The sequence below is a fragment of the Variovorax sp. LjRoot175 genome, assembly GCF_964253805.1.
In the GTDB taxonomy this organism is placed as follows: Bacteria; Pseudomonadota; Gammaproteobacteria; order Burkholderiales; family Burkholderiaceae_C; genus Variovorax.
In genome coordinates this window covers 160,443-175,114 of sequence record NZ_CAXURY020000002.1, presented here as the reverse complement: position 1 = coordinate 175,114, position 14,672 = coordinate 160,443, and the positions used below count along the sequence as shown (strand labels likewise).

The 14,672-nt window shown below is 64.4% G+C and carries 12 protein-coding genes and 1 pseudogene; 4 read left to right on the top strand and 9 right to left on the bottom strand.

Annotation, left to right across the window (positions count from 1 at the left end):
• Window positions 1-10 precede the first annotated feature (10 nt).
• The 3 genes from ACSQ89_RS30720 to ACSQ89_RS30710 form a co-directional block, all read right to left on the bottom strand.
• Window positions 11-3,358 (bottom strand): ATP-binding protein, encoded by a 3,348-nt coding sequence (locus tag ACSQ89_RS30720; RefSeq protein ID WP_436296782.1) that lies wholly within the window; start codon window positions 3,356-3,358, stop codon window positions 11-13.
• A gap of 261 nt (window positions 3,359-3,619) precedes the next feature.
• Window positions 3,620-4,597, bottom strand: coding sequence for a tripartite tricarboxylate transporter substrate-binding protein (locus tag ACSQ89_RS30715; RefSeq protein ID WP_436296781.1), 978 nt, complete (start codon window positions 4,595-4,597; stop codon window positions 3,620-3,622).
• 27 nt (window positions 4,598-4,624) lie between these two features.
• The gene (locus tag ACSQ89_RS30710; RefSeq protein ID WP_436296780.1) at window positions 4,625-5,791 is read right to left on the bottom strand and encodes a mandelate racemase/muconate lactonizing enzyme family protein; all 1,167 of its coding nucleotides are present in this window, start codon (window positions 5,789-5,791) and stop codon (window positions 4,625-4,627) included.
• A gap of 105 nt (window positions 5,792-5,896) precedes the next feature.
• Between ACSQ89_RS30710 and ACSQ89_RS30705 the strand changes: the two genes are divergently transcribed.
• The 3 genes from ACSQ89_RS30705 (at window position 5,897) to ACSQ89_RS30695 (ending at window position 7,220) form a co-directional block, all read left to right on the top strand.
• On the top strand, window positions 5,897-6,796 hold the full coding sequence (locus tag ACSQ89_RS30705; protein WP_436296779.1) for a LysR family transcriptional regulator: 900 nt from the start codon (window positions 5,897-5,899) through the stop codon (window positions 6,794-6,796).
• On the top strand, window positions 6,786-6,914 hold the full coding sequence (locus ACSQ89_RS30700) for a hypothetical protein (RefSeq protein WP_436293117.1): 129 nt from the start codon (window positions 6,786-6,788) through the stop codon (window positions 6,912-6,914). The genes ACSQ89_RS30705 and ACSQ89_RS30700 overlap by 11 nt, the downstream gene beginning before the upstream one ends.
• Window positions 6,915-7,040: 126 nt before the next feature.
• On the top strand, window positions 7,041-7,220 hold the full coding sequence (locus tag ACSQ89_RS30695) for a VOC family protein (RefSeq protein WP_436293118.1): 180 nt from the start codon (window positions 7,041-7,043) through the stop codon (window positions 7,218-7,220).
• A gap of 217 nt (window positions 7,221-7,437) precedes the next feature.
• Here ACSQ89_RS30695 and ACSQ89_RS30690 read toward each other — a convergent pair whose 3' ends face one another.
• The 4 genes and pseudogenes from ACSQ89_RS30690 to ACSQ89_RS30675 all read right to left on the bottom strand — a co-directional run bounded on the left by ACSQ89_RS30690 (window position 7,438) and on the right by ACSQ89_RS30675 (window position 11,681).
• Complete coding sequence (locus ACSQ89_RS30690) at window positions 7,438-8,547, bottom strand: adenylate/guanylate cyclase domain-containing protein (RefSeq protein WP_436293119.1); 1,110 nt, start codon at window positions 8,545-8,547, stop codon at window positions 7,438-7,440.
• Window positions 8,548-9,148: 601 nt separating this feature from the next.
• Window positions 9,149-9,541 (bottom strand): annotated as a pseudogene (locus ACSQ89_RS30685) (RraA family protein); the annotation flags it as partial.
• 46 nt (window positions 9,542-9,587) lie between these two features.
• A complete protein-coding gene (locus ACSQ89_RS30680) occupies window positions 9,588-10,796 on the bottom strand; it encodes an alpha-hydroxy acid oxidase (RefSeq protein WP_436293120.1) in 1,209 nt (402 codons plus the stop codon).
• A gap of 84 nt (window positions 10,797-10,880) precedes the next feature.
• Entirely contained in the window at window positions 10,881-11,681 is an 801-nt protein-coding gene (locus ACSQ89_RS30675) for an IclR family transcriptional regulator (RefSeq protein ID WP_436293121.1), read from the bottom strand.
• A gap of 125 nt (window positions 11,682-11,806) precedes the next feature.
• On the opposite strand from ACSQ89_RS30675, the gene ACSQ89_RS30670 reads away from it, so the two are divergent.
• Window positions 11,807-12,778, top strand: coding sequence for a Bug family tripartite tricarboxylate transporter substrate binding protein (locus tag ACSQ89_RS30670; protein ID WP_436293122.1), 972 nt, complete (start codon window positions 11,807-11,809; stop codon window positions 12,776-12,778).
• Window positions 12,779-13,120: 342 nt separating this feature from the next.
• Here the strand turns inward: ACSQ89_RS30670 and ACSQ89_RS30665 are convergent, their stop codons facing one another.
• Both ACSQ89_RS30665 and ACSQ89_RS30660 read right to left on the bottom strand, forming a co-directional pair.
• The gene (locus ACSQ89_RS30665) at window positions 13,121-13,336 is read right to left on the bottom strand and encodes a hypothetical protein (RefSeq protein ID WP_436296778.1); all 216 of its coding nucleotides are present in this window, start codon (window positions 13,334-13,336) and stop codon (window positions 13,121-13,123) included.
• Between the two features lie 297 nt (window positions 13,337-13,633).
• The gene (locus ACSQ89_RS30660; protein WP_436296777.1) at window positions 13,634-14,656 is read right to left on the bottom strand and encodes a PDDEXK nuclease domain-containing protein; all 1,023 of its coding nucleotides are present in this window, start codon (window positions 14,654-14,656) and stop codon (window positions 13,634-13,636) included.
• Window positions 14,657-14,672: the final 16 nt, after the last annotated feature.

Sequence of the window (14,672 nt, the reverse complement as noted above, 5' to 3'; positions counted from 1 at the left end):
ACTCTAGAACTCAACCGGACTCGCGCAGAAGACTGGTGGCTGCCCGGAACGCCGGGAGATCGTGGCCCGATGGAATGGTCTCAACGAGGTCCGCGAGCTGCTCCCGCAGCGCCTGATCGGGAAATCGACTGGCCAAGGAGTGCAGCGCCCGAAGCTCCAGCCAGCCCGCCCCTTGAGCGCTGGCGATCTCGATGGCACGGCGCAGAGAAGCGGCGGCGGTTTCGGTTTCTCCGCTGCGATAAGCCAGCTCACCGTCGACTCGCCACAGCTCGGCCTCGAGATAGCGCTGGTTGCAGCGGTGTGACCACATGAGCGCCTCGCGTGTGGCGGCTCGTCCCTGGTGGAACTCGCCGAGCATGCCGCGAGCGCGGGCGAGGAGAAGGAGTGTGTAGGTCAGGTGGAGGGTCTCCCCTTCGGCACGCGAGCGCGCCGCCGACCGCACGATCTTCTCGATGCCCTCAGCCGATCCCTCGCACACGTCCAGCCAGCCCCGAAGCGCCTCCAGGACGACCATGAGGTAGCGCTCCGAAAGACGCTTCCACAGAAGGTCGGCCTCCGCGAGCAGCTCGGCGAGGCGGGAGAGATCTTCGGATTCGGCCGCGAGGATCGCCGCGTAAGTGATGACGTACGCCAACGTCATCAGATGATCGAGATCCACCGCGATCTCAAGTGCAGATCGAGCTGTGTGGCCGGCCCTGTCGGCATCTCCGGCCCACAGCTCGACGAGGGCCAGCCGTACCAGGCAAACCGCCTTCGGGTCCTGGGCGTACAACGCCAGATGCTCGTCGCGACGGGACACGTCATAGGCTTCGATAGCGCCATCGAGATGGTGGCGGGCTCCGGCCAGATCGCCCCGCCAGAACGCGCTCACGCCGAGGAGATATCGGCCCTCTGTCCTGGCGATCGGATCATGACTCTCATGCTCGAGAAGGGCCCGGGCGAGTTCATCGCAATCGTCGAAGCGGCAGCCCTGCAGCCGGGCGAGGCCGAGACCACGCAGGATCGGCGGCGCCACGGGTCTGTGAAGCTTGCGGCATAGCGAAAGGGCTCGCTCGTAGAGTTGGTGCGCACCCTTGGAGCCGTAGCCGTCGAGGGCAACAAGCGGGGATCCGAGGGCGATCCGGATATCGAGCTCGAGCGCGTCGCGGTCGGGTGACGGTGGCAGGTCGGCGAGCAGTGCGAGCGCTCGCTGAAACATGGTGACCGCTTCTTCGAGGGCCGACACGGCCACCGCTCGGCGCCCCGCCACGCGGTAGGCATCGATGGCCGCATCCACCATGCCGGCCTGGTCGTAGTGTGCGGCGAGCTGCGGGCTGGCCGCGTCGATGTCGCCGTGGGGCTCGACCGCAATCGCCTCGGCGACAGCCCGGTGGAGTTGGCGTCGACGAGCCGGGCTGAGCATCTCCAGCGCGACCGCACGAAGCTTGTCGTGACTGAAATCGTACGTGAGCCCCTGATCGCGGATGATCCGTCGACGCCAGAGTTCGTCGACGTGATCGATGAGATCGCGCTCATCGATGCCAGTGGTCGAGACCATCAGGCCGACCGAGAAGGGCCGGCCGATGACGGCCGCCACTTCGGCCAGTCGCCGAGCGCCGTCAGTGAGTTGGCCCAGCCGGGCGCGCAGCACCGCCCGCATCGTCTGTGTGAGCACGGCTTGACTTCCATCAGAGGAGATCCCGGCCCGAAGAGCCTCGATGACAAAGAGTGGATTGCCTTCGGTCTCGCTCCACAGTCGTGCCGCCAGCTTCGGATCGATCGTGTCCTCGGCGCGCAGCCGGGCAGCGAGCGTCGCCGTGGTCGCTTCGTCGAGTCGGTCGAGTGGCACTGTCGTCACTGCCTGGTCGTGGCCCAACGCGTCGACGAGTCCAACGAGGGGATGATGCTGTGGGATCTCCTCCGAGCGGACAGAACCGACGATGAGGACCGGTGCCGTCTGTCGGGAACGGATGATGAAACCGATCAACTCGATGGTCTCGGCGTCACACCACTGCAGATCGTCGATGATCAGCAGGCGCGGGCGGTCGCCGACGACGATGGCTCGGGTCACGGCATCGAACAACCGATGGCGCTGAGCCGGGTCGCCCGACGGGCTCCGTTCAGAGGGCTCCGAAACGTCGCGGAGCTCGGGCAGGAGACGAGCGAGCTCGGCACTCCAAACCGTGTCGAGCGTGTCGATGTCGCTTCGCAGAGCATCCGATCGGAGCAGGTCGACGACGGGACCCCACGGCAGTCTGCCCGCAGCCTCGTACGCACGAGCCGATGCCACCACGTGTCCCTCTGCTCGAACTCGGCGGCCGAGTTCCAGTGCGAGACGGGACTTTCCGATCCCCGGTTCCCCGGTCACCAACAAGAGATGTGCGCGACCCTGCCGCGCGGTGTTCCATGCCTCGTAGAGCTGGTTCCACTCGAGGTCGCGGCCGACGAAAGGCGATTCGGCGACGGGTAGGTCCTTGCCCTGCACTTCGTCACGGTTGAGTGTGCCAGCCCGCAGCGCTCGGACCATGGCCCCGATCGCCTCGCCCGGTGCCACCGCGAGATCGCGCTCGAGCACCTCCGCGTACCGATGGTAGGAGCGCAGCGCCGCGGCTCTATCGCCGAGCGCGAGATGTGCTTCCATCTGAATTCGAACGGCCGCTTCGTCGGTCGGCTCCAGGTCGATGATGCGTTGGGCATGCCTGATCGCGGCGTTGTGGTCGTCGCGCCTGGCAGCCTCTTCTGTCAGCCGCACGAGGGCCCCATACGCCTGCGCTCGAAGTTTCGCTCGCTCATCCAGGACCCAGTCGTCATAACAAGCCGGAAGGAGATCGCCCGAATAGAGGCGCGCGGCGAGCTCGAAATCACCGGCCGCCATGGCATCCTGGAACCTCAGCACGTCGACCTCGCCCGGTCCACTCGGAATCCACCGCACAGTCTCGTTGTCGATCTCGACGAACTTACCGATGTCGGGAAGGGAATGACGGAAGTCGTGCAGCAGCTTTCTGAGGTTGGTGCGCGCCTGACGTTCGTCGGAGTCTGGCCAGAGCTCGAACGCGAGTCGTGAGCGCTGCTGCGCGTCTCTGCGTAACGCGATCAACCCCAGAAACCGTTGCAAGCGAAGAGAGTTGAAGGCGCGAAGACGCCGGCCGTCCAGGATGATCTCGACTGCACCAAGAAGTCGGACCTGTAACCGCGTCGGCCGTTCGCCACCGACCCCGCTCGTGTCACCCGGCATATGGCTCCTCGTGTGGCGGTCCAGCTTTGAAAGCAGCGCCAGTTCGATCCTTTGAACAGCAGACACAGGGTCGGCCCTCCATGCCTGCCGGCATCGCAAGGCGCGAACGACCGCTTCGGAGATTTTGTCACTGCGCTCGGTCACCGAGCGACGTCTGCTGTACCTTGGAAGGTGACATCTCACGCAGCGAACTCTTCCTTTTTTGGTGTCATGTCGTTTCCTTGTTTGTGGCGTGTGCCATCCACGACAGGTCCACCGATGCTGAATATTTCGAATCAGGAAGGAATGGAGCGCGCTGCGCCACTTGGATGCCTCGGTGGGGGCCGTCGGCTTGGCAGGTCCGTCCGACCTGCCGTGTCGTCAAATGGAAAGCGCGGGCTCTATCGGCCCGCTGCCCTCGTCACATCAGTCGGCGTATTCGCCAGCGTCCTTGATCACCTTCGACCACCGCGCTTTTTCGGCTTCAAGGTATTTCTTGTGGCCGGCAGGGTCGAGTCGGTCGTCATTGACGACTGTGAGGCCGAGCGCCTCCTCCCGCTTGATCAGATCAGGATCTTTCAACGCGGTGCGCAGTGCGGCGTTGAGCTTGGCGAGCACTGCGGGAGGCGTGCCACGCGGTGCGTACAAGCCGTGCCAGACTTGGACGTTGAAGTCTTTCAGTCCGGCTTCAGACAAGGTCGGCGTGTCCTTCAGCGCCGCGAGCGGTAGCCGCTGCAAGCTGGTGACGCCGTAGACCTTGACCTTCTTGCCCTCGATCTGCGGCACCGCGTTGGTCGCCTGTTCGCACATCACATCGACCTGGCCGCCGATGAGGTCCGTCATCGCCGGCGCGGTCCCTTTGTAGGGCACGGGCGTCATGCTCGTCTTCAGCGCGCTTTGGAACATCAGGCCGCACAGGTGCGATGCGGAACCGAGCCCCGCGTTGGCGAGGTTCACCTTGCCGCCATTCGACGCGATCCACTGGCGCAACTCAGCGAAGTTGCCGGCAGCGAGGCTCGGCTTGCCTATCAGCACCGAGGGCGCTTCGTTGATAAGACCCAGGGTTTCGAAATCCTCCGGCACCTTGTAGCTGAGCTTGCGGTACAGGGCCGGTGCGGTTGCCATGCCGATGTGATGCACCAGCAGCGTGTAGCCGTCCGGCGTGGCACGGGCAACCTTGGCCGAGCCGATCGTGCCGCCCGCGCCGGCGGCGTTGTCGACGATGACGGTCTGGCCGAGAGGCTTGCGAAGCGCCTCGGCCAGGTCCCGGGCGATCTTGTCGCTCGGGCCGCCGGCGGCAAAAGGCACGACCAGCGTGACGGGCTTATCGGGAAACTCTGCGCACGCCAACGAAGCGAATCCGAGCACGGCGAGGCCGGCGCCGCAGCGCCAAAGATTGATCATGATCTTGTCTCCTTGGGTTTGCGGGCGTCAGGCCGACAGCGCCTGCATCTCGCGATACAGATCGGCCTTGCCTTCGAAGCCGATGCCAGGCAGGTCAGGCAGCGTCACATAGCTGTTCTCTACCTTCACGCCATCCGGGAATCCGCCGAACGGTTGGAACAGGTCGGGGTAGGACTCGTTGCCGCCCAGTCCGAGCCCAGCGGCGATGTTCAGCGACATCTGGTGCCCGCCGTGGGGGATGCAGCGACTGGCCGACCAGCCGTGCTCCTTGAGCATCTCGAGCGTGCGCAGGTACTCCACCAGGCCGTAGCTCAGCGCGCAGTCGAACTGCAGCCAGTCGCGGTCGGGGCGCATGCCGCCGTAGCGGATGAGGTTGCGCGCGTCCTGCATCGAGAACAGGTCTTCGCCCGTGGCCATCGGGTTCTTGTAGAAGTTTCGCAGTGCCGCCTGGAGTTCGAAGTCCAGCGGGTCGCCCGGCTCCTCGTACCAGAACAGGTCGTATTGCGAAAGCGCCTTGGCGTAGGCGATGGCGGTTTCAAGGTCGAAGCGCCCGTTCGCGTCGACGCAGAGCTTCTGGCCGTCCTGCAGCACTTCCATGATCGAATCGATGCGGCGAAGGTCTTCGTCGAGCGAGGCGCCGCCGATCTTTTTCTTGACGACCGTGTAGCCGCGGTCGATGTAGCTGCGCATCTCGTCCTGGAGCTTCCTGTGGTCCTGCCCAGGGTAGTAGTAGCCGCCCGCCGCGTAGACGAAGATCTTGCGGTTCGGCTTTCCGTCTCCGTAGCGGTCCGCCAGCAACTGGAAGAGGGGCTTGCCTTCGATCTTGGCCACGGCGTCCCACACCGCCATGTCGATCGTGCCGATCGCCACGGAGCGTTCACCATGGCCGCCCGGCTTCTCGTTGGTGAACATCGTGTTCCAGATCTTGTGCGGGTCGAGGTTGTCGCCCGTGTCGTCGACGAGCGAAGTCGGATCCGCTTCGAGGATGCGCGGGATGAACCGCTCGCGCATCAGCTTGCCCTGGCCATAGCGACCGTTCGAATTGAAACCGTAGCCGACGACCGGCTTGCCGTCGCGGATCACGTCAGTGATCACCGCGACAAGACTCAGCGTCATCTTGCTAAAGTCGATGTAGGCGTTGCGGATGGGCGAGCTGATGGGGATGGTTTTCTCGCGGATTTCGACGATCTTCATGGTTGGCTCCGGGGGGTGTTTGATTGAGAGCCTGTATGGTCCGCCGCACGGGCTTTTTGGGCCAATGCTCTTTTTCGCTGCTTCTATGCACCGGACGAACCGCACATGAATCTGATCTGGCTTGAAGACTTTGTGGCCCTGGCTGCCACGGGAAATTTTTCGCGCGCTGCGGAGGACCGCCACAGCTCCCAACCCGCGTTTAGCCGGCGCATTCGTGCCCTGGAGGAGTGGATCGGCGCCGAGCTTTTCGACAGGAGTTCGCAACCCGCCAAGCTGACCGAAGTCGGCGAATGGTTCACCGGCGTGGCACAGGAATTGATCGCCAGGGTCGCGCGGGTGCCGGGTGACGCCAAGAAGGTCGCCGAGGCCAGTTCGGTCACCTTGCGCATCGCGTCCACGCATGCGCTCTCTTTTACTTTTCTGCCGCGATGGTTGCGAAGCCTCGAATCGAATACGACGCTCGGGCCGGTGCAACTGATGTCCGACGTGCTTCAGCGTTGCGAAGCACTGATGCTGCAAAGCAAGGTTCAGTTTGTGTTGAGCCACGCGCACAGCAAGGCGCAAGGGGCGCTGGATGCAGAGCCGTACAGGTCGGCCCGGATCGGTGAGGATCTGCTGATCGCGGTGTCGGCGCCGGACGAGGAAGGTAACGCGCGTTATCAGCTCGCGCGTCAAGGCGGACCTGCAGTACCTGTGCTCCAGTACACCGAGGAATCAGGGCTGGGACGCATCATGCGCGCCGTGATCGGTCGCAGGCTGGAGTCAGTTCCTGCGCAGGCCGTCTTCACGGCTCATCTCGCCTCTGTCCTCAGAACGATGGTGCTAGACGGTAGGGGGATCGCGTGGTTGCCGCAGACGCTGGTGGAGGACGATATTGACCAGGGTCGGCTTGTCGCCGCGGCGAGCAACGACTGGGAAGTTCCCTTGGAAATAAGGCTCTATCGCGACAGCGAGCTTTTGGGGAAGGCCGCCAACGCGTTCTGGAACGCCGCGATTGGAGTGTGATCGCATCTTGGTCGTGGTCGTGGTCGTGGTCGTGGTCGTGGTCGTGGTCGTGGTCGTGGTCGTGGTCACCGCAGGGTATGACCTCAACTGCGGCCAGTTGGACGAATCCACAATCTAAGACCGCTTCGCCTGCATTGCGGACGTCCATCGCGACAACCCGTAAGGCAGCAGTGGGCCCAAAGCGGCTGTTCAAGATGTGGGTCCGATCGCCGCGAAGCGGTCACTGGACTGACGACATTTTGGTGTGCTGTCACTGCAGCTTGCGTTTCGTGTTACGCCAAGCGAGGTCGCGACCTGTGCAAGTACCCTCGCGGAGCGTGGTGTCAATATCATCTCGGGTCCCACTGACCAACCATGGGGCCATCGAACACTGTTCTTCCGAGATCCTGACGGCAATGTCTTGGAGATCTATGCTGAGATTTAGCCTGTGCACAGGAAAGCCAAGCACGGTGCTGTAGAACTCCCGCATCGCTGGCAGGCGAGCAAAGATCACGGTGTAGTCGAGACTGCGAATCGGCAGCTTTGGATCCATGATTGAGTTCTACTGGTCTCTGGTGCGGCCTAACACGCCCGGTATCGGCGAGCCCGAAGGTCATCGGCTGCAGGCCTTAGATCGACAGCCCCGGTTCCAGTTAAATCCTCTATTGGCTGTTCGTTGAGGCCTTGGCCCTGACCGCGTAGACCTGCATCGCGGCGGCGCGGCCACGCAGTTGCTGGAGGCCGAGGTCCTCGAGCGCGCAGCCCTCGAGATCCTCGAGCCGCTCCAGCGCGTCGCCCGAGACCAGGAACTGGCGCTCGAGGTCTCGCGTCGCCTGTTCGATGCGTGACGTGGTGTTCACCACGTCACCGTGGTACACGATCGCGCGCCGACTGCCTCCCACTTCGCCGGTGATGACCGGGCCGCCATGCAGCGCAGCGCGAAGCCGCGGCACCGCGCCGAACTCGCGCTCGAACTCCGGCGCAGCCCGCGCGAGCGCCTGTTCGATCGCGAAGTAGCAGGCGACCGGTCGAGCGCCCTCGCGCCCTTCGGCCACCGCCCAGGTGATCACGATCTCGTCGCCGACGTATTGATAGACCTCGCCTAGGTGGTCATCGATCAGGTCTGAGGCGAGCCGGAAGACCTCGCCGAGAAAGCGATGGACCGCGTCGGGGCCAATCCGCTCGGCGAGCGGCGTCGAGCCGACGATGTCGACGAACAGGAAGAACCGCTCCTCCGTGCGCGGGCGGTGGTAGCGGCCCAACACGATGTCGCGCAAGGTCTGCTCGCCGACCAGGCGGCCCATTTGCAGCAAAAAAATGCCGGCACCTAGGATCAGGAACGCAAGCGCAACCGATGGCGCCCTCGGAGTCGCGATCTTCACGGAGATCGCCGCTGCGAGCTCGGGGTTGGGCAATATGGCAGCGATGGCGCCGGCGAGCTGCCAGCCTGGTCTGGCTCCGATAACGAGCACGATGACGGCGCCATAGACAAGCAACTTCATCGCGAAGCTGACGAGGAACGGCGCCCGTTCGAGCGTGTGACCGAGCCGCGTCGGCGGAAGGAAGATTTCGGCGCCGAAAATCGCGCCGGCCAGCAGCACGCCGTGGGTGGCGCCCGCCAAGGCACCGAAGCTTGCGCCGAAGAGCGGCGCGTCGGAGAACCCGTAGCCGCTCGTGCTCCCGACCACCGCGCCGATCACGGCACCCCAGCGGAGCGCACGGCGAAGGAGGTCGACCCGGCGTCTTGCGCCCGCCCGCATCGTCGTCGGCATGTCAGGAAGCGATCGAGACCATGGAGCGGTGTTCGAGTAGGAACCTCATCGGTTGTTGAAAATCAGCTCCGGCCACGCTCGCGGTTGGCGTCAGCGGTCGAACGTCGTGACGGAGCGAGCCGTGTCAAGTAATGTACGTCCAGATCAACCATGGGGGCGAGGAAGAGCAGCGTCGTCTCGATGCCGGTACAACCAGCCCAGGTGCGCGAGCAGGGTGTGCGACAGCTGCGTCGCCGCGAACACGAACACGAGGTGGAAGAAGAGCTCGATGCCTGTGAGTCGTGCATGCGCAAGATGGGGTGGCTTCCGTCGCGTGCGCACAACCACCGCGTTCGTGCGGCGACCGTCACAATCGCGGTAGATCTCGAAGACTTCTTGGACAGTCGCGCCTAGCTGATACGCCGTATTGCCGCCCGTCACCAGCGGCAGCTGATGGCCGATAACGGCTGTCGACCAATCCTAGCGGTACGGCGGCACGCAATCCAGCGCGCGGTGGGCGTCCGTCGTTGGGCGCAGGTTCCGCGGCTCCAACTGGTCGACGCATCGAGCCGACGTGTGTGGTCGGCAATCAATGCTGGCGACGTTGGTCAAGGCCAAGCTTAACTGGCATACCCAGCTCCAGCAATTCCAGCCGGTCACGTATGGCGCCGTCCACCACGACGCCGGTCAGGCCAATCTTCTTGCAGACGCTCAGCATCAGCATTCCCATGAGCGCGGCTGTCTGGTCGCCCTTGCCGTCCACCACCAGGACATCGCCCGGCCGGGCTAGCGCCATGGCGGCATGGATGGCCAGGTTGTCGCCCGGGCGCACCTCTACCGTAACCGCGGGACCGGCGCAGGACATGCGTGCGTCCACTGCCGCCACGCGGCCATGCAGCGTCCCGCGGCGGCCCGCTACGTCGGCCAAAATAGCGGCCTGGAAAGTCGCGGCCCGTGCTACTACGTCGGGAGCGACGCGAGTGATTTCGCGGACGATGTCGGGGAGCGTGGTCATGTCGGTTCTTTTGTATAAAGCAGAAGACGAGAAAGGAAAGAAGAACCTATACCTGCACCAGTCGTGCGGGCCCCAGGTCGTTTAGACGGTTCACGCCCAGCAGTGCCATGTCACGGTGCACCTCGTCGCGCAGCAGCGTGATGGCATGGGCCACCCCGGCGCGGCCCGCCAGCGCCGCGGCATAGGCCATGGGGCGGCCCACGAACACGTGATCTGCCCCCAGCGCAAGGGCCTTCAGCACATCGGTGCCGCGGCGCACACCGCTGTCCAGCATCAGCGCCATGCCGCCTTTGGCGCGGGCCGCCTCGGGCAGGGCCAGCAGGGGCGGCATAGTTCCGTCCAGCTGGCGGCCGCCGTGGTTGGAAAGAATCACCCCATCAGCCCCGGCCTGCTCAGCGCGCCGCACATCGTCGGCCGCGCTCAGGCCCTTCACCACCAGCTTGCCGGGCCAAGACCTGCGTATCAGCGCCAGGTGCTCCCACGAGAGGTGGTCGCGCAGGCCGAACTGCCGCACCACGCCGCTGGAGATGATGGGCACACCCCGCTGCGCGCTGGCGTTCTCGAAGTGCGGCATGCCCCGCTGAAGCAGTGTCTTCGCCAGCGTGCCTAACAGCCAGCGTGGGCGCGTCAGCCCGTCCCACGCCAGGCGCACGCTGGGCCGCAGGGGGGTGGAGAAACCCACGCGCACATTGTTCTCGCGATTGGCCAGCGTGGCGGTATCCACTGTCACTACCAGAGTCTCGAAGCCCGCGGCCTTCACCCGCTCGAGCAGGCCCTCGATATGCGCCGGATCGCCCGGTATGTAGGCCTGGAACCAGCCGCATGTGGGCGCCGCTTGCGCCACCTCCTCCATGCGCGTCAGCGACGCGCCGCTCAACACATACGGTATGCCGGCAGCCTCCGCAGCCTCCGCCATGACCACGTCTCCATTGAAGGCAAACAGCGCGCACAGCCCCATGGGCGCGATGCCGAAAGGCGCTTGGTATTCCATACCCATCAACCGGGTGCGCTGCTGCCGGTCCGACACGTTCACCAGCACGTTGGTGCGGAACATCCAGCGGCGGAAGGCGGCCAGGTTGGCATCCAGACTCACGTTGTCCTCTACCCCGCCCGAGAGGTAGCCGAACACCGGGCGCGGCAGGCGGCTTCGGGCCGCAGGCTCCAGATCGCCCAGGCTGAGGATGGGCCGCAGGCTGGCCGGCAAGTGGCGCCGGGCATTGGGGGCGGGCCCAGACTGCTGTCTTGGTGAGTTCATGGCTCGCATTGGACAACCCGCCGCGCCCGCACCTCAATCCGTTACGTCTAGCGAAACGCAGGCCGGGGTGTGGGAAGGCTCCGCTCAGGGGTGCCAGGAAGCCCGAAGCGCGGTCGCCGGCATGGCGCCCAGCGCCTCTCCCAGCATTCGCGCGGCCATAAGGGTCGGAGCCGCGTAGCGCCGCAGGCGTGGCGCCGTCATACGCTCCATTGGGCCCGAGCTGCTGACAGAGCCCAGCACTGCCCCGTGCCGCCCCCGCACTGCCACCGACACGCTGGCGATGCTGGAGCGTCCCTCCCCCCGCGTCAGGTGGAAGCCCTGGCGGCGTATGCCCTCGTACAGGTCCCCCGGTTCCCCCAGTGCCGCAAGGATCACCCGGCCCGCTGAGCCTCGGTCCAGCGGAAAAACCTCGCCGGTGCGGATGTGGTGCTGTATTCCCTTCGGCCCCTCGCAGCGCATCAGGCAACTGCGCAGGTTGCCCTCGAAAATGAAGAAGGAGGCCGTCTCTCCCGTGAGCGCACTCAGCTGTCGCAGCATCGGCTCTATCGCCGAATCCAGATCGAACTGCGCCTGGTAGCGCGAACCTATCCAGCCTGCTGCCGGGCCCAGGCGCCAGGCCCCGTCCTCGCGCCACACCAGGAAGCGTGCGGTAGCCAGGCTGCGCGCGAGCCGCAGCGTTGTAGGCTTGTGCATGCCGGTGCGGCGCGCCAGCTCGTTCAGCGGCAAGTACACCTCGTCCCCATCGAAGGCCGTGAGGATGGACATCGCCCGCACCACTGCCTTCACCGTCTCCTGCCCGGGCACGGACACGGGTTTGTCCAGCAGCAATTGCTTGAGCAGGGCCGCCGTGCGCACAGGTACTTCCTGGGTTTTCTTGCTTGGCATATCGATCTCCACGCTGCGGGCTATGGTAGCAAGCTTGCCGATCTGTTACGCCATACGAAACGCATTGTCGGATGCGGAGCCCCTCTACATGATGCGGCACCTTTCAACCACCAAGGACCTTTGCCATGACTCGCAACCTGCCACGTCGCACCTTCCTCACTTCGGCTGCAGCCCTCGCAGCGTTTGGTGCGCGGGCACAGGGGGCCTACCCGAACCGGCCGATCCGCATGGTCATCCCGTTTGCCGCGGGTGGCGCCACCGACGTGCTGGGCCGCGACCTTGCCCAGGCCATGACGGCCACGCTCGGCCAGTCCTTCGTGGTGGAAAACATGGGCGGAGGCGCTGGCGTGCCCGCCCTCAACACGGTGGCACGCTCGCCCGCCGATGGGTACACCACGTTCTTCTGTGCGTCGGGCAATATCACCGCGCAGCCTTTATTGGCCAAGAACCGCGTGGACATCCTCAGCCAATTGACGCCCGTCGGGATGGTCGCCACTGCGCCGCACGTGCTGGTGGTCAGCGCCAAGCTGCCGGTGCACACGGTGGGTGAACTCGTGGCCTATGCAAAGGCGCACCCTGGCACTCTGAACTTCGGCTCGGCGGGCGTGGGCGGCCTTGCCCACCTGGGAACCGAACTGTTCGCCCGCGCGGCCGGCATCAGCATCACCCACGTGCCCTACAAGGGCGCGGCCCAGGCCATGACTGATCTCGTTTCAGGCCAGGTGCAAGGGATGTTCGGCACCATGCCTTCGTTCACCGGCATGATCGAGAAAGGCGCTATACGCGCCTTGGGCATTACCGCCCCCAGCGGCGCCACGCCCTTGAAAAATCTGCCACTGATTGCCAGGACAGTGCCCGGTTTCCAGTACAGCAGCTGGAACGGAATCTTTGTGCCCGTCGGCACACCGGCACCGCTCATCGAGCAGCTCTACATCGCCATGGCCAAGGCCTCAACCGACAAGGGCTTGGCGAAGCGGTTTGATGAACAGGGCGTAGACATCGCCTTGGCCAACTCGGCCCAGCTCGCCGCCGCCGTGCACAAGGAAATCGCCGTGTGGGACAAGGTGATCCGCGACGCGAAGATCGAACTGAACTAGTTGGTGAAACGAAAGGTCAACTGGAGTGACTTTTCCGCACCCTATGGGCTGACGTCAAGTTGGGGTGACACGCCGCCTACGCTAAAGCTGCGCGGGCTCCGGCTGATGTCCGCTGCTGGCCGGCTGCCGTCTATCGCTGCGGAGACCAGCGGACGGTGAGTATGCATGCCGGCTGGACTCCAAAGGCGCGATGGAAGAGGCCTGGGCCCCAAATGACAAAGTCACCATGGCGGCGCAGGGTGTGCGCCATAACATCCTGCGACGCGAAGTCGGCGGCTACCGAGAACTCAATCCTGAATTCGCTGGTCGGGCTCACCAAGACTGACATCGTCCTCCCGTCGCTCAGCGGCTTGAATTCGCCGTTTGGATTGCCTGCCGGATGAGAGAACCACTTGACGCATAGCCCAGCAGCAGGTTCGTCAGCAGGCACGTGGCGGAGGTGGCTTGATGCCCCCTTGGTCCAGTCGCTGAATCCGATAAACAGCCGGTCTCTTGGGTGTCCATATCGCCGGCGTTGCCGAACTCGATGTTCTGCTCGAGAAGCTGCTTCGATTGCATGCCAAATTCTGCCTTCGAGTTGGACGTATAGTTGTGGCCGCCTCGTCGACCTCGAGAATCTCCGGGCCAGATCGACTGAGCTCGCTACGCTGACCCTCGGTTAACGCTCGTCCCGAGAGCACAAGCGACTGCAACCCCGTGATGCCTGCCAACGCCGCGATGGTCGCAACGGAGAGCCGCGAGGCGTCGAGCGCGATTTGCTGGACGCCGCGCAAGCCGCAAAGCGGGACAACCGCATCGTCATCCACAACTGCATCCATCAGTGTGACCGCAAACACCTCGGCGTCCCACACAAGTTCATTGTTTTCTCCCTTTGATCTTGCCCGTGCTTTTCCGCCGCTTTGTGGGCTTGGTCGCGAGTTCTTCGTCGGGAACGGTCTGCCCGAGGTGCTCCAGTTCGCGCTGCATCTCGGCGCGCAGTTGATCGACACTCGGCAGCACAAACTGGTATCGGCTGGCGAAGACCTGTTCGTTCTTGTCGGCCAGCACGTAGCGCGCGACGGCGTCGTTTTTCTCGCTGCACAGGATCAAGCCGATGGTCGGGTTGTCGTCCTTGGACGCGACCTCGCGGTCGTAGTAGTTCACATACAGCAGCATCTGGCCCAGATCCCCGTGGGTGAGCTTGCCCACCTTGAGATCGATAACCACGTAGCACTTGAGCTTGACGTGGTAGAAGACCAAGTCGGGGTAGAAGTGATCGCCGTCCAGCGTCAGCCGTCGCTGTCGGCCCACGAAGGCAAAGCCGCCGCCCAGCTCCAGCAAGAAGGCCTGCAACTGGTTGAGCAAGGCCTCCTCGACCTGCGACTCGACCAGCCGATGCGATGCCGGCAGGTCCAGAAACTCCAGTACGTAAGGATCCTTGATCGCATCCTTTGGGTGCGCCGGCAACTGGCCTTCATTAGCCAGTGTCAGCACGCCCTGCCTGTCGCGGCTCTTGAGCAGGCGTTCGAACAGCAGCGAGGCGATCTGCCGCTCCAGCTGGCGCGCCGACCACCCGTTGCGGATGGCCTCGATCTCGTAGAAATTGCGCACCTCGGGCCGCGCCACCTTGACGAGCAGGCGGTAGTGCGTCCACGACAACCCGGGATGCAAGGTGCCGGCCCGCCACGCGCCATCGGCATCGGTATGGGTATGGGCGCCGGATTCAACACGCGCCGCGTGTTGAATCACAAGGGCGTCGATGGTCTGCGGGTCGAAATCGACACGCAGCGCGTGTCGATTCGCCAGTAGATCGGGGTAGGCCAGGTAAAATCCGCGCATGTACTGCAGCGCGCTGACCGAAAATCCGCTCCCGTACTCGCTGCTCAGTTGTGCCGACAAGCTCTTCAGCAGCGCC